A 21,504-nucleotide genomic window follows, 5' to 3' on the forward strand; every position below is an offset into this window, starting at 1 on the left:
CTAGCCTCCCTTCTTCCCGAAGAGCGCGCCCGCGCGCTCGAAGAGGCCCTTGCCCGCCTCGGGGGCGCCCAGCTTCGCCGCGTCCGGCGGCGGGGCGGGCGGCCTCCTGTCCGGCGTCAGCGCGGGCTGGCGCTTGCCGGTGAGGACGGCCTCGAGCTCGTCCGGGGCCTCCGCGACGGCGAGCGCCGCCTCCAGCGTTGTCTTGCCGGCGCGGACGAGCTCGGCCAGGGAGTCGTCGAGGCGGACGATCCCGAGGCCCTTGCCGCGCTGCTGGAGGCTCGGGATCTGGAACGTCTTGGAGTCGCGGATCAGGTTCCAGAGCGCGATCGAGCCGGGCAGGACCTCGGCCGCGGCGACCATGCGCTTGCCGTCGGCGCTCGGCAGGAGCCGCTGGCTGACGATGAGCCGGAGGCCGCCCGCGAGCGTGACGCGCACCTGCTGCTGATCGCCGGGCGGAAAGAGGTCGATCAGCCGATCGATCGTCTTCGCCGCGCTCGGGGTGTTCATCGTGCCGAGGACGAGGTGGCCCGTCTCGCTCGCCGCCAGCGCCATCCGGACCGTCGCCGTGTCCCGGAGCTCGCCGACGACGATGACGTCGGGGTCCTCGCGCAGCGAGGCCTTCAGCGCGTTCTCGAAGGAGCGGGTGTGGGTGCCGACCTCGCGCTGGCTGATCATCGCCTTGCCGCGCGGGTGGACGAACTCGACGGGATCCTCGACCGTGATGATATGGTGGCTCGTCTCGCGGTTCAGGATGTCGACGATGGCGGTGAGCGTCGTGGTCTTGCCGTGGCCCGTCGGCCCGGTGATGACGATGAGGCCCTGGTGATGGCGGGCGGCGAGCCCGATGGCGTCCGGCAGGCCGAGCGACGCGAGGGTGGGGATGCTGCGCTCGATCAGGCGGAAGCAGCCCTTGTAGCCCTGGCGATGGCGCGCGATGTTCACGCGGAAGCGGCCGAGCGCGCCGAGATCGAGGGCGAAGTCGCAGGAGCCCTCGGCCGCGAGCGCCGGCGCGAGGCGCGCGGGGACGCGCGGGAGCAGGAGGGACTCGACGGACGCCGGGTCGAGCGGATCGCCGCGGGGGACGAGCTCGCCCGCGACGCGCAGGAGCGGCGGGCGGCCGGCGACGAGGTGGAGGTCGCTCGCGCCCTGGTCGCGCGCCATGGCGAGCAGCCCGTCGAGGGCGCCCGGGGTGTCGGCGGACGAGGAGCGCGCCCGCGCGCCCGCCCGCGCGGCGCGGGGCTCCTGCGGCAGCGGCGTCGGCGCGCGCGCGGCCGGCGCGGCGCGCTCGGCGGCCGGCGGCTCGTCGGCCCGCGGGTCGAAGCGCGGGGTCGAGGGGCGACCCGGGCGAGGCTCGACGGGCGGCGGCGGGGCGCCGCGGAGGTCGAGCGCGATGTCGGAGGAGCTCGGGCGCCTCGCGTCCGGATCGCGCGGCGGTGGGCGCTGCGCCTCCTCGAGGGCGAGGTGCTCCCGCATGGAGAGCTGCTGCGAGGGGCGCGCCGGCGGCGCGGCGGCGGGACCGGGCGCGGCGACCGCGGGACCGGGCGCAGCGGCCGCGGGACCGGGCGCAGCGGCCGCGGGACCGGGCGCAGCGGCCGCGGGACCGGACGTGGCCGACGACGGCTGCATCCGCGTCATGCGGGCGTGCACGAGGTCGCCCTGGCGCGCGGCGACGACGGAGATGGCGCCGATGCCCTCGATGCGGATGTGCCACTGCGAGGGCTTCGCGCCGAGCGCCTCGATGAAGCGGCCGCCGCCGAGCGCGCTGAGGAGCATGAGGATGTCCTCCGTCGAGAGGGCGTTGGGGTCGACCGCCTGGAAGGCGCCCCCGATCTTGACGCTGGGCATGCGCCCCGTGGCCACGGCGAACTCCGTCACCTCGGCGCGATTCAGTTGCGAGAGCCAGGATCGAAGGGCGTTCATCGTCGTCGCTCGTCTCCGCAAGTCGACTCTACCAACGATGAGGCGCGGCGTTTCAAAATGTCGTGCGTCGCCGTCGAGATCCGGAGGGCCGCATCCGGCGCGCGTGGCCCGCGCGGGCGCGGCGCGTGGGCCACGTGACGTCCCCCCGCCCTGCTCCCACCTCCGCTCTCATCCCTGCCCCGCCCCGCGAGCCACGCGGCGACGGCGCGATCGCCCGGCCGCGGTGCAGCGCGGCCCACGCCCGCCGCGCTCTCGGCCGACAGGCGGCGCCGGGGCTACTGGATCGCGAGCTTCAGCCGCGCGCCCTTCACGAAGTGGCCCGGCTTCTTGCCCTTCTCGCCGGGAGGCGCCTGCTCCTCCGAGTCGATGGTGAGCTGCATGTTTCCGGTCGACTCGATCTTCTTCATGGTCACCCTGGCGATCTCGACCCATTTCGCGGGATTCGAGCTCTTGGGGTCCTCGATCCTGCGGAAGAGCACCGCCTTGGTGCCCGCGGCGACGGGCGTCGCGGTGGTCGCGACGAGCGGCAGCAGCGTCGCCACCTTCCCCGCGCGGGAGACCAGCATGCCGTAGACCTCCACGGAGTAGCTGTCCCACTCCCCCGCACCGGGCGCAGCAGCGGGCTCTGCCGGACGCGCGCTCTGCGCGGCGCCGGCGGGCGCCGGAGCGCCCCTGGACGCAGCCTGTTGCGGCGCGCCCGGGCCCTCTGCCGAGGCCGCGCCCGGCATGGCGGTGAGGAGCGCAGCCGCGGCCGTCGCGGCGAGCAATCGCGAGCACCTGGAGAGCCAATTACCAACCGTCTTCATGGACTCCGCTCCTTCGTTCCGATTGAGATCCGCGGCCCGCGTTCGCCCGACGAGACCGCAGACCCCCCCGCAAAAACTCTTCATCGTGCCCGAGACTGGCACTTTCCGCAACTCATTTCTCGGCAGCGCTCGCCGGCATGCTCAACAGTGCCGGCGCCGGTTCGAGTTGGTCATCACGCTCGCCACGCTCGCCACGCGAGCCACGCTCGCCACGTCGCTCCGCCCGCCCCGGGTGGCGCTCGCCGGCTTTCGCCGGCTTTCACCGGCAGTTCCGGTCCGGTCGGCCTCTCACGGGCGCGAGGCCGACCGGTGCTGGCAGAGCGGCGCGCGCCCGTGAGCGCGGCGCGGCTCGCCCGAGCGCACCTGGTGTTCTGGCTCGCCTGTCGTTCTGGCTCGTTGTCGTTCCGGCTACCTGGTCACCCGGCTTGACCGCTCGCCCGGGCTCTCCGGCTTGCCTGGCTGGTCTGTCGACGGGTCGGCCAGCGCGCTTCGCGCGAGGCGCACTCTCGAAGAGCGCCAGCCTGCGCGAGCGACCGGCGCGCTCGGTCGAGGCGCGCCGCGTCTCATTCTCCCCGTCCGACGAAACCACCTGCGCACAGCAGCGCGACCTCTCCCTCCTCAACATCGCTCCGGGACCATTCCCGATGCCTTCCAACATCGATGACGCGAAAGTCGATGTTGGAGTGAAAGTCGCGTTCCAATCAAGATATCACGGCTTCGTCAAAGCAGAACAGAAATTTTCGAGCGCACACGATTCTGGTGCGCCCCCGTGCGTGTCTGTGTGTTCGGCTTGCTCGGCGTGGGACGCCCGCGCGGCGGGCTCCCGCGCGGCTGTAGGATGGCCGCGGAGGAACAGAGCCCATGCCCACGGTCACCGATCACTACGACAGGCTCCTGGCCGACCACTACACGCGGATGTTCGGCGACCACGACGCCAAGGTCGCCGAGCAGCGCGCGCTCATCGAGCGGCTCGGCCTGCGCGCCGGCCCCGAGCGCCGCTCCGGCGCCATCGACCTCGGGTGCGGCTCCGGCTTTCAGTCGCTCGCGCTGGCGCAGCTCGGGTTCCGGGTGACGGCGGTGGACACGTCGGACAAGCTCCTCGCCGAGCTCGCCGCGCGCCGAGGGCAGCTCCCCATCGACCTCGTGCGAGGCGATCTCCTCGACGCGCTGGAGCGCTCGGGCCCCGTCTACGATCTCGCCGTGTGCATGGGCGACACGCTCCCTCATCTTGGCAGCAAGGCCGACGTGGAGCGCATGTTCGTCGCCTGCGCCCGCCGGCTCGCCCCGGGCGGACGGCTCGCTCTCACGTTTCGCGACCTCACCCGCGAGCTCGAGGGCGTCGACCGGTTCATCCCCGTCCACGACTCGCCGGATGTGATCATGACCTGTTTCCTCGAGTACGAACCGGAGACGGTCAAGGTGCACGATCTCGTGCACACGCGCAGCCCGCAGGACGGCCGGTGGAGGCTGTCGGCGAGCTATTATCGCAAGCTGCGGCTCTCCGCCGACTGGGTCTCTGGCGCGCTCGAGGCGGCCGGGTTCCGCGTCGTTCATCGCGAGATCGCGCGCGGCCTCGTCACCCTCGTCGCGCGCGCCGGGGCCGACGTGGGCCCGGATACGGACAGCGCCGCAAAAACCACAGCTGGAGGTTGATGGCGCGGGCGCGGCGGCGCTACGTTGGTATGGGAGGATGAGACCCATGTCCGATACAGCGAAGCAGACAGGCACGAAGGACGCCGGGCAACCTGCGGTCGTCAACAGGCCGTCGCGGGATGAGGTCCAGGACCTGCGGCGCGAGCGCGACGAGGCGCGCCAGCTTCTGGCCACGCTCGTCACGGCGCTCAAGCGCGCGACGTTCCGGCACGGCACCTACATCGACGGGCTCGGCGCCGCGATGGTCGCCGTGGACCGGTGGTCCAGGCCGCAAGGCCGGTAATTCCCCGCCAGCGAGGCGCCCCGCCCAGCGCGGCGGGGCCGGTACGTCGCAGACGGGGGCTCCACCCCCTGAAGCCCCCCTGACGGCGCTCCTCCAGGAGCGTGACGCCAGCGCCGCCGCCGAGGCGCCGCCGTCACTCCATCTCTCTTCGCTCTTCCAGCGCCCGCGACTCTCCCGCGCATTCCCTCGCCCGGACGAGGGCGCGGTCGCTGTAAAGCGCGCAATCCACGCCGGACAGCGGCTCTGGAGCCGAGCGGACGCGAGCAATTCTATTTGACGGCAATCTCACAACACCACAAAGTCGCTCACCCGGAGATAGATCCGGATCTCGCGACCAGTCCTCGGCGGACGGCCGCGATGGACGCCGTGGAGACTGACGCTCGGGACGCGGACGGCGTCCAGGGCGAGGCGCACGAGTGCGCGCGCCGAGGGGGAGGATGCCCTTGATAGGAAAGAGACTGTTCAAAGCTCTCGGCTGGGCTGTGGTGATGCTCGGAGTCGCGGGTTGCGGCGACCCAGGCGACGAGCCGCCCGACGAGGCAGCGAATGAATCCACCGAGATGGGCCTGGGCGAGCACCCGGCGAGCGGCAGGACCGTGTACGCCGACGTCGTCGCGCTCGATCAGGTCTATGTGTACAACCGGTTCGGATCCTTCAACCCCGCGGGCATGATCTACGCGCTCGAGCGGGACGTCGTGCCCATCGATCCGCACAAGCGGCTCGGCCCGGGCAACGCGCGGCTGCGCGACGGCAAGCGCCCAAGGCCGCTCGTGCTGCGCGTCAACGCCGGGGACACCCTGCGCATCAAGTTCACCAACCTGCTCGCGCCGGCGGACGAGCGCCCGGACGACTCGCCGAGGACGAGGGGCGCGTCCGTGCATGTCACCGGGCTCCAGATCAAGAACATCGAGTCGCTCGGCGGCCGCGTCGGGCGGAGCCCCGACTCCCTCGCCGATCCCGGCGAGACGCGGTACTACGAGCTCTTCGCCGACCGGGAGGGGCCGTTCCTGATGCACAGCGCCGGCGCCACGGCCGGCGGCGAAGGAGACGGCGGACAGACCGTGCAGGGGCTGTTCGGCGTGGTCACCGTCGAGCCGCCTGGCGCGGTCGCCTATCGCTCGCAGGTCACGGCCGAGGAGCTCGAGGCCGCCTCGCTGCCCGATCGGAACCCTGACGGAACACCCAAGATCAACTACGACGCGCGCGACGAGCACGGCGAGCCGATCCTCCGGATGATCAACGACCGCGACGAGATCGTCCACGGCGACCTGAACGCGATCATCGCCGGCTACGACGAGAGCCCGTTCGACGGCTCTATCCCCGCGGCCCCCGGCCGGTTCCGCGAGTTCACGGCGGTGTTCCACGACGAGCTGAAGGCCGTCCAGGCGTTCCGCGAGCTCGAGCTCGACGAGGCCTTCCACGGCGTGCGCGACGGCTTCGGGGTCAACTACGGCGCCTCCGGGTTCGGCTCCATCCTCCTCGCCAACCGGGCGAGGATCGGCCCGAGCAAGGAGTGCGTCGAGTGCAAGTACGAGGAGTTCTTCCTGAGCTCCTGGCCCAACGGCGATCCGGCGATGAACGTCGAGCGCGACAGGCACGGCAAGGCGCTACGGGCGCTGTTCCCCGACGACCCCTCGAACGTCCATCACGCCTACCTCGGCGACCCCGTCTGGTTCAGGAACGTCCACGCTGGGCCGAAGGAGACGCACGTCTTCCACCTCCACGCGCACCAGTGGCTGCGCACGCCGAACAACGACAACGCCATGACCCGGGACGCGCAATCGATCGGCCCGGGCGGGGCGTTCACCTACAACGTCAACAAGGCCGGTAACCGCGTCCTGACGCCCGGGGACGCGATCTTCCACTGCCACCTGTATCCGCACTTCGCGCAGGGCATGTGGGAGCTCTTCCGCGTCCACGACGTCTTCGAGGCCGGCACGCGCGACAGGCGGCTCCCGGACGGCGAGATCAAGGACGGTACGCCCACGCCTGCGGTCGTGCCGATCCCGGAGCTCGGGATGGCGCCCATGCCGACCTACAAGCCGACCGTGGTGGAGCGGCCGGGCGGCGGCAAAGAGGTGGTTCCGGCGATGCCGGGATATCCGTTCTACATCGCTGCCAAGGAAGGCCACAGGGCGTCTCAGCCGCCGCTCGACCTCGTGGTCGACGGCGGGCTTCCGCGCCACATCGTCACGAGCGTGCCGCCGGGCGGCGCTGTCTTCGGCGAAGAGGGCCGCAGGTTCGATGTCGATCTCGTGGAGGCCAACCTCAAGCTGCTCCCGCAGGAAGGAACCCCCGCCGAGCTGGCGGCCCAGGACTTCCATGCCGGCCAGTTCCCGGGAGCGGTCCCCATCACGACCCCCGACGGCTTCCCCGCGAAGGCGTACCCCGCGTTCACGCCGGAGGGCGAGCCGTCGGAGTTCGCCGTCAACGGCCAGCCGCCGGCGCCGGGCGCTCCTTACGCGGACCCCTGTCCGCCGCGCACGTACGAACGCAAATATCGCAGCGCCTTCGTCCAGATCGACGGCGTGGTCAACGCGCGCAAGTGGCACGACCCGCAGATGCGCCTCCTGGTCCTCGAGGACGACATCAAGGCGACGCTGTCGGGCAAGAGGCCGCCGGAGCCGCTGTTCATCCGCGCCAACTCGGGCGAGTGCGTCGTCTCCGAGGCGACGAACGTCCTGCCCGACGCGCTGAAGGAGGACGATTTCCAGATCTACACGCCCACGGATACGGCCGGCCAGCACATCCATCTCGTGAAGTTCGACGTCACCTCGTCGGACGGCTCGGCCAACGGCTTCAATTACGAGGACGGAACGTTCACCCCACAGGAGGTCGTCCAGCGCATCGCGGCGGCCAACAGGCTCGGCGGCGCGCTGAAGGTGGACGGCTCGACCCGGGAGCGCGGCGGTCGCATCGAGCTGACCGCGCGGCCACACCCGCGCATCGGCCGCGACGTGCTCGGCAGCGACGTGCTCGGCCTGCAGACCACGGTGCAGCGCTGGTGGGCCGACCCGATCGTGAACCAGCAGAACGTCGACCGCACCCTCAACACCTCCTTCTCGCACGACCATTTCAGCCCCTCCTCGCACCAGGAGCACGGCATCTACATGGGCCTGGTCATCGAGCCGCCCGGCTCGGTCTGGCGCGATCCCGAGACCGGCGTCGTGTTCGGCACGCGCCACGACGGCGGGCCCACGAGCTTCCGCGCCGACATCCTCCCGCCGGCCGGCGCCCCGGACAAGGCGTTCCGCGAGTTCTGCCTCGCGATCGCCGACTTCGCCCTCCTGTACGACGAGTGCGAGCAGCCGGTGAACCCGCCGACGACGCAGGAGGCCCCGCTCCCGCTCGCGGTGGAGCACCGCGACGAGCCCGCGCCCGAGGCGATCGCCGCGGCCGATCCCGGCGGCGGCCTCATGAACTACCGCAACGAGCCGATCCCGCTGCGCATCGCCGAGCGCGATTGCAGGACCGGGCGCGTGAAGCAGAAGCCGGGCGAAGAGGGCGAGATGCACAACGTGTTCAGCTCCGAGTTCCACGGAGATCCGTTCACGCCCCTGCTCCTCGCCCAGGAGGGCGACGACATCCGGGTGCGCCTCCTCCAGGGCGCCCAGGAGGAACAGCACGTCTTCAGCGTCAACGGGCAGCGGTGGCGCACGGAGCTCGCCGACCCGGACAGCGGATACTCGAACGGCCAGCCGCTCGGCATCTCGGAGCACTTCGAGTTCGGTCTCACGCCGGTGTCGGCGCGGGGCGACAGCGGCCCCGGCGACTACCTCTACCAGAGCGCGACCACCGACGACCTCTGGGACGGCATCTGGGGCCTCATGAGGATCGAGCCGCGGGGCACTCCGGGCTTGCTGCCGCTGCCCGAGCGCCCGGGCGGCGAGCCGCGGGGGAGACGGCACGTCGCGACGTGCCCGGCGAGCGCGCCCGTGACCCGGTATACCGTCCACGCGATCACCGCGAAGGGCAACCTGCCGGGCGACCGCCTCACCTACAACAAGAAGTTCGATCTCTACGACCCCGACGCCCTCCTGTTCGTCCGCGAGGAGGATCTGCCCGACCTGCGCGCCGGGCGTCGCGCCCCGGAGCCGCTCATCCTCCGCGCCGCCGCGGGCGACTGCATCCAGGTCACGCTCGTCAACGACCTTCCCGACGAGCTGCCGAAGACGCCGCACTGGAACTACAACCCGCCGATCATCGACGGGTTCAACACCAACCAGGTCAGGTCGTCCAACCACGTCTCGCTCCACCCGCAGCTCGTCACCTACGACGTCAGGACCGACGACGGCGCCAACGTCGGGCGCAACGAGCCGCAGACCGTCCCGCCCGGCGCGTCGCGCGTCTACACCTGGTACGCCGGCGAGTTCTCGCAGAAGGACGGCAGGTGGGGCCCCGTCGAGCCGCGCGCCGTCGAGTACGGCGCCATCAACCTCAGGGACATGGCCGACGTCGTGAACCACGGCATGCACGGCGCCGTCGGCGCCCTCATCATCGAGCCGCAGCGCGCCACCTGGCGCACCGACCCGGGCACGCACGCGCAGGCCGAGGTCACCTTCACGGACGTGTACGGCTACACGCGGACGTTCAGGGAGTTCGTGGTCGTCTATCAGGACGAGGTCGCGCTCCACTCGCGCGACCCGAGGTTCCAGTGCGTCGATGACAATCTCAACTGCGGCACCGCGATCCGGAACTACGACGGCGAGGACGACTCGGAGGACACGGGCCACGAGGCCTTCAACTACCGCACCGAGCCGTTCTGGGGCCGGCTCGGCATACCGCCCGAGCTCGCGAGGGAGCTCCTCAACGACAAGGACCTGAGCGACATCTTCAACTCCAACGTGTTCGGCGATCCGGAGACGCCGATCTTCACGGCTGGCGCCACGCAGAAGCTGCGCGTGCGCATCGTCCACCCGTCCGGGCACCGCCGCCAGCACGCCTTCGCGCTCTGGAACACCGAGTGGCCGAGCAACCCCTTCGCCGAGGGCGAGCGTTCACGCCGCATCGGCGAGAACCGCGAGGTGCTCAACATCGCCGTCGAGCACCCCATCAGCGCCATGACGCACCACAACCTGGTCCCGTTCTTCGGGGCAGGCGGGAAGTTCGCTGTCCCCGGCGACCGGCTCTACCTCGATCAGCCGAGCTTCAAGGCATCGGACGGCCTCTGGGGCATCTTCCGCGTCACGCGGTAAGCGCCCTCGTCACGTCACGCCGGCTCCTGCCCACCGCCGATCCACGCGATCGACCAGCGCGCCCGCGCCCCGCAGGCGCGGACGGCCTCCCCCGCGCCGGGCGCGGCGCGGCGGGGCGCCGGGCGCGCGAAGCTCGCGATCGAGCCGGAGCGAACGGGCTCTCGCCGAGACACACGGCCCCGTGCGCGCCGCCGCACGCGTCTCCGCCCAGGGGCGACCACGATGTCGCTCTGTCCGCGGCGAGACAGGCCAGAGATCGTGTCGGATTCTATTTGACCGATTTATGGCGCGCCTACAGATTCGCTATCTCGAACGTCAGGCGGCGACCTGGCCGATGCGTCCGCGGCGGCCCCGAACTGCCGCCTGTGGAGACGCGCGGGCCGCGCGCGACGTCCAGGGCGAGGCGCACACGGCTGTGTGCATGCCAGGAGAGTACGCGTGTTGAATGCGAACAGGCTGCTCGAAGCGATGGGCTGGGCTGCGGTGATGCTGGGGCTCACGGGCTGCGCCGACCAGGACGCGCCGTGGACCGACGAGGACATCACGGAGACGTCCGCCGGGGTGTTGGAGAGCGGGGCGGCGGAGGCCGTGGCGCCGGCGAGCGGGAGGATCGTGTACGCCGACGTCGTCGCGATCGATCAGGTCTACGTGTACAACCGATTCGGGTCCTTCAACCCCGCGGGCATGATCTACGCGCTCAAGCGGGACGTCGTGCCCATCGATCCTCGCAAGCGGCTCGGCCCGGGCAACGCGCGGCTGCGCGACGGCAAGCGGCCAAGGCCGCTCGTGCTGCGCGTCAACGCCGGGGACACCCTGCGCATCAAGTTCACCAACCTGCTCCGACCGGCGGAGGACGCCCCGGATGACTCGCCGAGGACGAGGAGCGCGTCCGTGCATGTCACCGGGCTGCAGATCAAGGACATCGAGTCGCTCGGCGGCCGCGTCGGGCGGAGCCCCGACTCCCTCGCCAGGCCCGGCGACACGCGCGTCTACGAGCTCTTCGCCGACCGGGAGGGGCCGTTCCTGATGCACAGCGCCGGCGCCATGGCCGGCGGACAGGGGGACGGCGGACAGATCGTCCAGGGCCTGATCGGCGTGGTCACCGTCGAGCCGCCTGGCGCGGTCGCCTACCGCTCGCAGGTCACGGCCGAGGAGCTCGCGGCCGCCTCGCTGCCCCGGCGCAACCCCGACGGCACGCCCAGGATCGACTACGACGCGCGCGACGAGCACGGCGAGCCGATCCTCCGGATGATCAACGACGACAACGAGATCATCCACGGCGACCTGAACGCGATCATCGCCGGCTACGATGAGAGCCAGCTCGAGGGCAGGCCGCCGCTGAACACCGGCCGCTTTCGCGAGTTCACGGCCCTGTTCCACGACGAGATCAACGCCGTCCAGGCGTTCCGGGAGCTCGAGGTGAACGAGGCGTTCCAGGGCGTGCGCGACGGGTTCGCCATCAACTACGGCGCGTCCGGGTTCGGCTCCATCCTCCTCGCCAACCGGGAGAGGATCGGCCCCAGCAAGGAGTGCGTCGAGTGCGCGTTCGAGGAGTTCTTCCTGAGCTCCTGGCCCAACGGCGATCCGGCGATGAACGTCGAGCGCGACAGGCACGGCAAGGCGCTACGGGCGCTGTTCCCCGACGACCCCTCGAACGTCCATCACGCCTACCTCGGCGACCCCGTCTGGTTCAGGAACGTCCACGCTGGGCCGAAGGAGACGCACGTCTTCCACCTCCACGCGCACCAGTGGATCCAGGCGCCGAACAACGACAACGGCTTCACCCGGGACTCGCAGAGCATCGGTCCGGGCGGGGCGTATACTTACAACATCGGCAGGGCCGGCAGCCGCGCGCTGACGCCCGGGGATGCAATATTCCACTGCCACCTGTATCCGCACTTCGCGCAGGGCATGTGGGAGCTCTTCCGCGTCCACGACGTCTTCGAGGCCGGCACGCGCGACAGGCGGCTGCCGGACGGCGAGATCAAGGACGGCACGCCCACGCCCGCCGTCGTGCCGATCCCGGAGCTCGGCATGCCGCCCATGCCGACGTACGAGCCGACGCTCGTCGAGCTGCCCGGCGGCCGGAGAGAAGTGCGGGACGCGATGCCGGGGTATCCGTTCTACATCGCTGCGAAGGAAGGCCACAGGGCATCTCAGCCGCCGCTCGACATCGCGGTCGACGGCGGGCTCCCGCGCCACATCATCACGAGCGTGCCCCCGGGCGGCGCCGTCTTCGGCGGCCCTGACCGCAGGTTCGATGTCACGCTCCTGGCGGCCAACCTCAAGCTGCTCCCGCAGGAAGGGACCCCGGCAGAGCTGGCCGCCCAGGAGTTCCACGCCGGCCAGTTCCCTGGAGGGAGGCGCATCGAGCCGACCGACGACTTCGGCTTCCCCTCGAAGGCGTACCCCGCGTTCACACCGGAGGGTGAGCGGTCCACGTTCGCCGTCAACGGCCAGAAGCCGGAGCCAGGCGCGCCCTACGCGAACCCCTGTCCGCGGGAGAGGCCGGGGGCGCCCGGGACGAACGAGACGCACGAGGGGCAAGAGACGCCGGTGCGCAAGTACCGTATCGGTTTCGTCCAGATCAAGGGCGTGGTCAACGCGCGCAAGTGGCACGACCCGCAGATGCGCCTCCTGGTCCTCGAGGACGACATCAAGGCGACCCTGCGGGGCGAGAAGCCGCCGGAGCCGCTGTTCATCCGCGCCAACTCGGGCGATTGCGTCATCTCCGAGGCGACGAACGTCATGCCCGACGCGCTGGAGAAGGACGATTTCCAGATCTACACGCCCACCGACACCGTCGGCCAGCATATCCACCTGGTGAAGTTCGACGTCACCTCGTCGGACGGTGGGGCCAACGGCTTCAACTACGAGGACGGAACGTTCGCGCAGCAGACGGTCATGGAGCGCATCAACGCCGCCAACGCGCTCGGCGGCGCCCTGGAGGCGGACGGCTCGACCAAGCAGCGCGGCGATCGCGTCGAGCTGACCGCGGAGCGACACCCGCGCATCGGCCGCGATGAGATCGGCCGCGACACGCGCGGCCTGCAGACCACGACGCAGCGCTGGTGGGCCGATCCCATCCTGAACCAGCAGGACGTCGATCGCACCCTCAACACCGCCTTCTCACACGACCATTTCGGCCCCTCCTCGCACCAGCAGCACGGCCTCTACATGGCCCTCATCATCGAGCCGCTCGGCTCGGTCTGGCGCGATCCGGTGACCGGCGTCGTGTTCGGCAGGCGCCGCGATGGCGGGCCCACGAGCTTCCGCGCCGACATCCTCCCGCCGCCCGGCTCGGTGCACCCGCCGTTCCGTGAGTTCGCCCTCGCGATCGCCGACTTCGCCCTCCTGTACGACGAGTGCGGGCGGCCTGTGAACCCGCCGAACACGATGGAGGCCCCGCTCCCGATCGCGGTCGATCACCCCCGGCGCCCCTCCCCGGAGGTGATCTCCTCCCGCGACCCCGGCAGTCAGCTCATGAACTACCGCCAGGAGCCCATCCCGCTGCGCATCGCCGAGCGCGACTGCAGGACGGGACACGTGACGCAGAAGCGAGGCGACAAGGGCGAGATGCACAACGTGTTCAGCTCCAGGGTGCACGGCGATCCGTTCACGCCCCTGCTCCTCGCCAACGAGGGAGACCACATCCGCGTGCGCCTCGTCCAGGGCGCGCAGGAGGAACAGCACGTCTGGTCGGTCAACGGCCAGCGGTGGCTCAACGAGCCTGACGATCCGGACAGCGGTTACTCGAACGCTCAACCCATCGGCATCTCCGAGCACTTCGAGTTCGAGCTCGCGCCGCCGATCGCCGCGCTCGGCGCGGTGGGCGTCGGGGACTACATGTACCAGAGCGCGCCCACCGACGACCTCTGGGACGGCGTCTGGGGCATCCTCAGGATCCGGCCGCGTGGCACGCCGGGCTTGCGGCCGCTGCCCCCGTCGCCGTCCTGGGTACCGCCCGAGGAGCGGGGCTTCCATACCTGTCCGGCGAGCGCGCCGGTGACCCGGTACACCGTCCACGCGATCACCGCGAAGGGCAACCTGCCGGGCGACCGCCTCACCTACAACAAGAGGTTCGATCTCTACGACCCCGACGCCCTCCTGTTCGTCCGCGAGGAGGACCTGCCCGACCTGCGCGCCGGGCGCCGCGCCCCGGAGCCGCTCGTCCTCCGCGCCGCCGCGGGCGACTGCATCCGCGTCACGCTCGTCAACGATCTTCCCCGCGAGCTGCCCAGGACGCCGCACTGGAACTACAACCCTCCGATCATCGACGGGTTCAACACCAACCAGGTCAGGTCGTCCAACCACGTCTCGCTCCACCCGCAGCTCGTCGCCTACGACGTCAGGACCGACGACGGCGCCAACGTCGGGCGCAACGAGCCGCAGACCGTCCCGCCCGGCGAGCGGCGCGAATACACGTGGTATGCTGGCGAATTTTCCCAGAGAGACGGCGTGTCGGGCCGCTTCGCGCCGCGCGCCGTCGAGTACGGCGCCATCAACCTCAGGGACATGGCCGACGTCGTGAACCACGGCATGCACGGCGCCGTCGGCGCCCTCATCATCGAGCCCAAGGGCGCCACCTGGCGCACCGACCCGGGCACGCACGCGCAGGCCGAGGTCACCTTCGACGAGCATGGAACCACGCAGTCGTTCAAGGAGTTCGTGGTCGTCTATCAGGACGAGGTCGGCATGCACTCGGGCAAGCGGATATTCCAGTGCTTCGACCGGGACCTCAACTGCGGCACGGCGCTCCGGAACCAGGACGGCGAGGACGACTCGGAGGACACGGGCCACGACGCCTTCAACTACCGCACCGAGCCGTTGTGGGCGCGGCTCGGGATCAGGCCCGAGTTCGCGAGCGACGTGCTCAACGAGCGGGACCTGAGCAACATCTTCAACTCCAACGTGTTCGGCGACCCGGAGACGCCGATCTTCACGGCCGGCGCCGCGCAGCGTGTGCGCTGGCGCCTCGTGCAGCCGTCAGGGCACCACCGCCAGCACGCGTTCGCGCTCTGGAACACGGAGTGGCCGAGCAACCCGTTCGCCGAGGGGGAGCGCTCCCGCCGCATCGGTGAGAACAGGGAGGTTTTGAACATCGCCGTCGAGAACCCCTACGGCCCCATGACCCACCGCAACATCGTCCCGTTCTTCCCGGCGGGCGGGAAGTTCGCGGTCGCCGGCGACCGGCTCTACCTCGAGCAGTCGACCTTCATGCTCTCGAACGGGGAGTGGGGCATCTTCCGGGTGCTGCCGCGATGACGCCCGCCGTCGCTCCGCGCCGCCTCTCGCTGGTCGCAGGCCTCCTCGGCGCCGCCGCGGCGCCGGCCTGCGGCCGGCGGGAGCCGCCTCCCCCGCCCCCTGCTGCCGCTGCCGCCGCGCCCGCGGAGGGCCCCCGCGAGGGGGAGCGGAGCCCGGTCGTGAGCCGGGTCGAGCGAGAGGGGCTGTCGATCGCCTTCGAGCTCCGGCCGCTCCGCGGCGCCGGAGATCGCCCGGAGGCGCGCTCCGACGCGACCGCCGTCTTCACGATCACCGACGCGGCCACGGGCGCGCCCGCGCGCGACCTCGGGCCGCTCGCGTGGATGTCGCGGCGCACGGGCGCGCCGCCGGACGACGCCGGGTGCCAGGAGAAGATCAAGAGCTTCATGGCCGGGCTCATCGCCGTCCGCCCGGACGTGGACATGAACGCGTACCTCCTGTGGACGCAGAACCAGGACAACACGCTGTCCGTCATCAACCCGCAGCTCGCGTTCACCCGGAGCAAGCTGCGCAGCATCGTCACCCTCGCGGCGGGCTCGACGGCGATCGCGCTCCACCCGGACGGGGACCGCCTCTACGCGACGCTGCAGAGCGGGCACGGCCTCGCCATCGTCGACACGCGGCGCGGCCTGGTCACGGCCAACGTCCCCGTCGGCGCGGACCCGATGCGCGTCTCGGTCGCGCCCGACGGGAAGACCGTCTGGGTCGGCAACGACGGCGACGGGACGGTCAGCGTCGTCGACGCGCGCGCGGCGGGCGTGCTGAAGACGCTGCGCGCCGGGCCCGGGCACCACGAATTCGCCTTCTCGGGCGGCGGGCGCACCGCGTGGATCACGAGCCGCGACGCCAGCACCGTCACCGCCGTGGACACCGGCACGCTCGATCCCGTCGCCGAGATCGAGATCGGCGAGGGGGCCGCCGCCGTCGCGGCGAGCGACACCGCGAGCGCCGTCTACGTCGCGAACGAGCCGAAGGGCGAGATCGTGATCCTCGACGCCGACCGCCGCGCCGTCGCCGGCCGCGTCGCGGTGAAGCCCGGCGTCAGCGCGGTCGCGTTCGCGCCGAGCGGCCGCTTCGCCTTCGCGCTGAACCCCGCCAAGGGCGAGGTGTCGATCCTCGACGCGTCCACGGGGTCGCTCGCGCACACGCTCCCCGGGTTCGCGAGCCCGGACGCGATCGCCTTCACGAGCACGTACGCCTACGTGAGGAACCTCGGCGAGAGCAGGGTCTCGCTCATCGAGCTTCCCTCGCTCGAGCGGCCCGGCAAGCCGGCGGTCGTCGAGGTCCAGGTCGGCCAGCAGCCGCCGCGGGCCGCGAAGGACGCGAGGGGCGCCGCGCCGTTCGCCGTCCTGCCCGAGGGCAACGGCGCCATCGTCGCGAGCCCGGCCGACAAGGTCCTTTACTATTACGTCGAGGGCCTGATGGCGCCGATGGGCACGCTGTCGAACTACGGGCGAGAGCCCCGCGCGGCGCTCATCGAGGATCGATCGCTGAAGGAGATCCAGCCCGGCGTGTACGCCGCGACGGTCCGGCTCGGCGAGGAGGGCGTGCACGACGTCGAGCTGCTGCTCCGCGGCCGCCGCGTCACGGCCTGCCTCGAGGCGACCGTCGCGCCGTCGGCCGTCCCGGCGGAGGACCGATCGCCCGGGCTCACCGTCGAGCCGCTCTTCGACGCGGGCGTCGATCTCGAGGTGTCGAAGCCCGCGACGCTGCGCTTCCGCGCGACGCCGAAGGCCTCGGCGCCGCCCCTCGAAGCAAAGGAGATGCAGGTGATGATCTTCCGTTTCCCGGTCGGCTTCCGAGACACCGTGCAGCCCCGCGCCGAGCCGGACGGCGCTTTCTCGGTGACGTTCACGCCTCCCGAGCCCGGCGAGTACCGCTTCCTGCTCGAGGCCGGGTCGCGCAACGCCCCGCTCGGCGCGCTGCCGTCGATCTCCCTCTACGCCACGTCGCCCGGCGCCGCGCCGGAGCCGGGAGGCGCGCGATGAGGCGCGGCGCACCCCTCGTCGCGGCGGCGCTCGCGCTCGCGCTGCCGGCCGCGAGCCCGGCCGGCGAGCCGGCGCCCAGGCAGACCCGCTCGCAGGTCGGCGGCGCGCCCGCCGACGCCGACGCGGCGGCGGCGTACTTCACCGACACGGAGCTCGTCGATCAGGACGGCCGACCGCGCCGCTTCTACACCGACCTCCTGCGCGGCCGGAAGGTCCTCATCCACTTCATCTTCACCTCGTGCAAGGGCGCGTGCCCGACGATGACGTCGAACCTCGCGCGCGTGCAGGCGCTGCTCGGCAAGCGCGCCGGCAAGGAGGTCGCGATCCTCACGATCACGGTCGATCCCGTGAACGACACGCCGAAGGTGCTCAAGCAGTACGCCGCGAGGTTCAACGCGGGCCCCGGCTGGCGCTTCCTGACCGGCGCGCCGAAGAACGTGGAGACGGTGCTCGGGCGCCTCGGCGGGCTCACGAAGAAGCCCGAGGAGCACACCTCCACGCTGCTCATCGGCGACACGACGACGGGCATGTGGCTGAAGACCGTCGCAACGGAGCGCCCCGAGACGATCGTGCGCCTCGTGGATCACCTCAACGACCCGCCGTGAGGTGCGGATGGGCAGGAACGTGATCGAGCAGGGGCGGCGCCGCGCGCTCGCGGCGCTCGGCCTCGCCGCCGCGCTCGGCCTCGCCGCCGCGCTCGGCCTCGCCGCCGCGCGGGTGGGCGCCGCGGCCCTCGGCGGCGCGCCCGCGCCAGCCGACGCGGCGCCGTGCGACGGCGGGGCGCCGTGCGTCGGGGCGGCGTCGTGCGCCGAGCTCAGCCCGGCGGCGCTGCGCGGCAGGCGCATCTTCCACCGCGGCACACTCGCCTCGGGGGAGCCGGTCGAGGGGCGCCTCGGCGCGAGCGGCGCCGCGCTGCACGGCGAGGCGGCGGCCTGCGCCGGCTGTCACGGCCGGAGCGGCGACGGCGCGGCGGAGGGCGGCGTCGCGGCGCCGCCGCTCGCCCCGGAGCAGCTCTTCGCGGCCGATCGCCCGGGCGGCCCTCACACCGAAGCGACGCTCGCGGCCGCCCTCCTCGACGGGCGCGCGCCGGACGGGCGGGAGCTCCACCTCGTGATGCCGCGCTACCGGCTCGCCAGCGCGCACCTCGCCGACCTGCTCGCCTACCTCCGCTGCGTCGGCCGCGACGCCGATCCGGGCGTCTCGCCGGAGGCGCTCCGCATCGGCGCCGCGCTCCCGCTCACCGGCCGCTTCGCCGCCGCGGGCGCCGCGGCCCGCGACGTCCTCGCCGCCGCGTTCGCCGAGGTGAACGCGCAGGGCGGCGTGTTCCGGCGCCGGATCGAGCTCGTCGTCGCCGACAGCGGGGAATCCCTCGACGGCGCGCGCGCGACCTCGCGCCTCCTGGATCAGCGCGTCTTCGCGCTGGCCGGCAGCGTCTGGAGCGGCGACGGCGGCGGCCGCGATCGCCACGACGCCGCGGCGCGCCTCGCGGCCGACGAGGTGCCGCTCGTCGGACCCCTCGGCGCCGGGCTCCCCGCCGCGGACCCGGGCGACGGCGTCGTGTTCCACCTCCAGCCCGGCCTCGACATGCTCGCGCGCGCCGCTGTCGCGCACCTCGCCGGCACCCCCGCCCCTGCCGCCGCGCAGGCCCTCGTCGTCGTCCACCCGGCGGACCCGCGCGGCGACGCCTTCCTGCGCGGCGCGCGCGCCGAGGCGCAGCGGCGCGGCCTCCCGACGCCGACCTCGCTCCCGTTCGAGCCCGGCCGCTTCGACGCCGTCGCGCTCGCCGAGGCCGCGGCGCGCCAGCGCCCGCGGGCCGTCCTGCTCGCCGGCGAGGGCGACGAGCTCTCGCGCTGGCTCGCCGCGCCCGCGCCCTCCACGCGCCCGCGCCCCGCCGTCTACGCGCCCGCGTTCCTGCTGCGGCCCGATCCCGACTCGCTCCGGCGCGCCGCCGCCGCGCGGGTGCTGCTCCTCCACCCGGGCCCCTTCGACGACGCCGAGCGCCTCGCCCAGCGCGCGCTCGCGTCGTTCCTCGAGCACCACCGCATCCCGCCGCGGCACGCCGCCTTCCAGGCGAGCGCCTACGCGGCCGCCAGCGTCCTCGTCGAGGCGCTCAAGCGCGCCGGCGCCCACCTCACCCGCCCCGGCCTCATCGCGGCGCTCGAGGGCCTGCGGGGCTTCGATCCCGGCCCCGGCCCGGCGATCACCTTCGGCAGGAACCGGCGCGTCGGCGCCTACGGGGCGACCCTCACCGCCGTCGATCCGGGCTCGACCGACGTCGCGCCCGTGTCCGCGTGGGTCGAGGTCGTACCCTGACGTCGCCCCCGCCTGTCGGCTAGGCGCAAGGGCTGGAACGGAGTAGGGTCCGTGCATGGCCGGATACCGCAGTCGTACATCCACTCAGGGACGCAACATGGCAGGGGCGCGCGCGCTGTGGCGCGCCACCGGCATGAAAGATGCGGACTTCGAGAAGCCGATCATCGCCATTGCCAACAGCTTCACGCAGTTCGTCCCGGGGCACGTCCACCTCCACGACGTGGGGCAGCGGGCGAAGAAGGTCATCGACGCCGCGGGCGGGTGGGGCGTCGAGTTCAACACCATCGCCATCGACGACGGCATCGCGATGGGCCACGCCGGCATGCTGTACTCGCTGCCGAGCCGGGAGCTCATCGCCGACAGCGTCGAGTACATGGTGAACGCGCACTGCGCCGACGCGCTCCTCTGCATCTCCAACTGCGACAAGATCACGCCCGGCATGCTGCTCGCGGCGATGCGGCTCAACATCCCGACCGTCTTCGTCTCCGGCGGTCCCATGGAGGCGGGCAAGATCGTCGGCACGCACGACCGCGACGGCAAGCCGCTCATCCGCAAGCTCGACCTCATCGACCCGATGATCGCGGCGAGCGACGAGAAGGTGACCGACGCGGATCTCGCCGCGATGGAGCGGTCCGCGTGCCCGACCTGCGGGTCGTGCTCCGGCATGTTCACGGCCAACAGCATGAACTGCCTCAACGAGGCGCTCGGGCTCGCGCTGCCCGGCAACGGCACGCTGCTCGCGACGCACGCGGCGCGCTGGGAGCTCTTCGAGGCGGCGTCGAAGCGCGTCGTCGCGCTCGCGCAGAAGTACTATGTCGACGGGGACAGCTCGGTGCTGCCGCGGAGCATCGCGACCTTCGAGGCGTTCGAGAACGCGATGGCGCTCGACATCGCGATGGGCGGCTCGACGAACACGGTGCTCCACCTCCTGGCGACGGCGCGCGAGGCCCAGGTCGACTTCAGGATGTCGGACATCGACCGCATGTCGCGCAAGGTGCCCAACATCTGCAAGGTCGCGCCGTCGTCGCACCACCACGTCGAGGACGTGCACCGGGCCGGCGGTGTCATGACGATCCTCGGGGAGCTCGACCGCGCGGGGCTCATCCACCGGGAGGTCGGCACGGTCCACGCGCGCACGCTGGGCGACGCCATCGACGAGAACGACATCCGCCGCCCCACGGCGGCGGCGGCGGCGAAGAAGCGCTCGCTCGCCGCGCCGGGCGGCGTCCCGACGACGGTCGCGTTCTCGCAGGACAAGTACTTCGCCGACACGGACGACGACGCCGAGAAGGGCTGTATCCGCGACGTCGGCCACGCGTACAGCCGCGAGGGCGGCCTCGCCGTGCTCTACGGCAACATCGCGGCGGACGGCTGCATCGTGAAGACCGCGGGCGTCGACGAGTCGATCTGGAAGTTCGAGGGGCCCGCGCGGGTGTTCCACTCGCAGGAGGCGGCGTGCGACGCGATCTGGAACGACCAGATCCGCGCGGGCGACGTCGTCGTCATCGTGTACGAGGGGCCGAAGGGCGGCCCTGGCATGCAGGAGATGCTCTATCCGACGTCGTTCCTGAAGGGGAAGGGCCTCGGCAAGGCGTGCGCCCTCATCACGGACGGGCGCTTCAGCGGCGGCACGTCGGGCCTGAGCATCGGGCACGTCTCGCCCGAGGCGGCCGAGGGCGGCACCATCGCGCTCGTCGAGGAGGGCGACCGCATCCGGATCGACATCCCCGCCCGGACGATCGAGGTCCTCGTCGGCGACGCGGAGCTCGATCGCCGGCGCCGCGCGATCGAGGCGCGGGGCGCCGACGCGTTCCGGCCGAACCGCGACCGCAAGGTCTCCCCTGCCCTGCGCGCCTATGCGCTCATGGCCACCAGCGCCGCGAACGGCGCTGTCCGCGACGTCAATCAGATCGAGCCGGGCCGGCGCGCGTGACGGATCCCGGGTGAGCTCGCGTCACCCTTCCGCCTGAACCGCCTCGCGAGAGCCCACGACACGCGACGCCCCGCCGCGGCGGCCGCCTCGGTCGCCGCGGGCCCCGCGCGCGTCACGGGGTAATTCTCCAACCGGACGCGACACGAGACGT

At 72.0% G+C, this 21,504-nt stretch carries 10 protein-coding genes; 8 read left to right on the forward strand and 2 right to left on the reverse strand.

Going from position 1 to position 21,504, the window contains the following annotated elements; genetic code table 11:
- Positions 1-1,920 (reverse strand): type IV pilus twitching motility protein PilT, encoded by a 1,920-nt coding sequence (locus WMF24_RS29165; protein ID WP_437730685.1) that lies wholly within the window; start codon positions 1,918-1,920, stop codon positions 1-3.
- 275 nt (positions 1,921-2,195) lie between these two features.
- A complete protein-coding gene (locus WMF24_RS29170; protein ID WP_437730686.1) occupies positions 2,196-2,726 on the reverse strand; it encodes a hypothetical protein in 531 nt (176 codons plus the stop codon).
- An 861-nt stretch (positions 2,727-3,587) separates the two neighbouring features.
- Here WMF24_RS29170 and WMF24_RS29175 point away from each other — a divergent pair.
- From WMF24_RS29175 to ilvD, 8 genes are all read left to right on the forward strand, one after another.
- Entirely contained in the window at positions 3,588-4,379 is a 792-nt protein-coding gene (locus WMF24_RS29175; protein WP_437730687.1) for a class I SAM-dependent methyltransferase, read from the forward strand.
- A 46-nt stretch (positions 4,380-4,425) separates the two neighbouring features.
- Positions 4,426-4,662, forward strand: a complete 237-nt coding sequence (locus WMF24_RS29180) for a hypothetical protein (RefSeq protein ID WP_437730688.1) — start codon at positions 4,426-4,428, stop codon at positions 4,660-4,662.
- Between the two features lie 488 nt (positions 4,663-5,150).
- The gene (locus tag WMF24_RS29185; RefSeq protein WP_437738871.1) at positions 5,151-9,857 is read left to right on the forward strand and encodes a multicopper oxidase domain-containing protein; all 4,707 of its coding nucleotides are present in this window, start codon (positions 5,151-5,153) and stop codon (positions 9,855-9,857) included.
- Positions 9,858-10,295: 438 nt separating this feature from the next.
- Positions 10,296-15,122 carry a copper oxidase gene (locus WMF24_RS29190; protein ID WP_437730689.1) on the forward strand — a complete coding sequence of 1,609 codons (4,827 nt, stop codon included), beginning with the start codon at positions 10,296-10,298 and terminating at the stop codon, positions 15,120-15,122.
- Positions 15,119-17,107 carry a YncE family protein gene (locus WMF24_RS29195; RefSeq protein WP_437730690.1) on the forward strand — a complete coding sequence of 663 codons (1,989 nt, stop codon included), beginning with the start codon at positions 15,119-15,121 and terminating at the stop codon, positions 17,105-17,107. Before WMF24_RS29190 ends, WMF24_RS29195 begins: the two co-directional genes overlap by 4 nt.
- Positions 17,104-17,712 carry an SCO family protein gene (locus WMF24_RS29200; RefSeq protein ID WP_437730691.1) on the forward strand — a complete coding sequence of 203 codons (609 nt, stop codon included), beginning with the start codon at positions 17,104-17,106 and terminating at the stop codon, positions 17,710-17,712. The genes WMF24_RS29195 and WMF24_RS29200 overlap by 4 nt, the downstream gene beginning before the upstream one ends.
- 7 nt (positions 17,713-17,719) lie before the next feature.
- Positions 17,720-19,420 (forward strand): cytochrome c/ABC transporter substrate-binding protein, encoded by a 1,701-nt coding sequence (locus tag WMF24_RS29205; RefSeq protein ID WP_437730692.1) that lies wholly within the window; start codon positions 17,720-17,722, stop codon positions 19,418-19,420.
- A 55-nt stretch (positions 19,421-19,475) separates the two neighbouring features.
- Positions 19,476-21,353 carry a dihydroxy-acid dehydratase gene (ilvD, locus tag WMF24_RS29210; RefSeq protein WP_437730693.1) on the forward strand — a complete coding sequence of 626 codons (1,878 nt, stop codon included), beginning with the start codon at positions 19,476-19,478 and terminating at the stop codon, positions 21,351-21,353.
- Positions 21,354-21,504 lie beyond the last annotated feature (151 nt).

Source organism: Sorangium sp. So ce1335, from assembly GCF_051521615.1.
Taxonomy (GTDB): Bacteria; Myxococcota_A; Polyangia; order Polyangiales; family Polyangiaceae; genus Sorangium.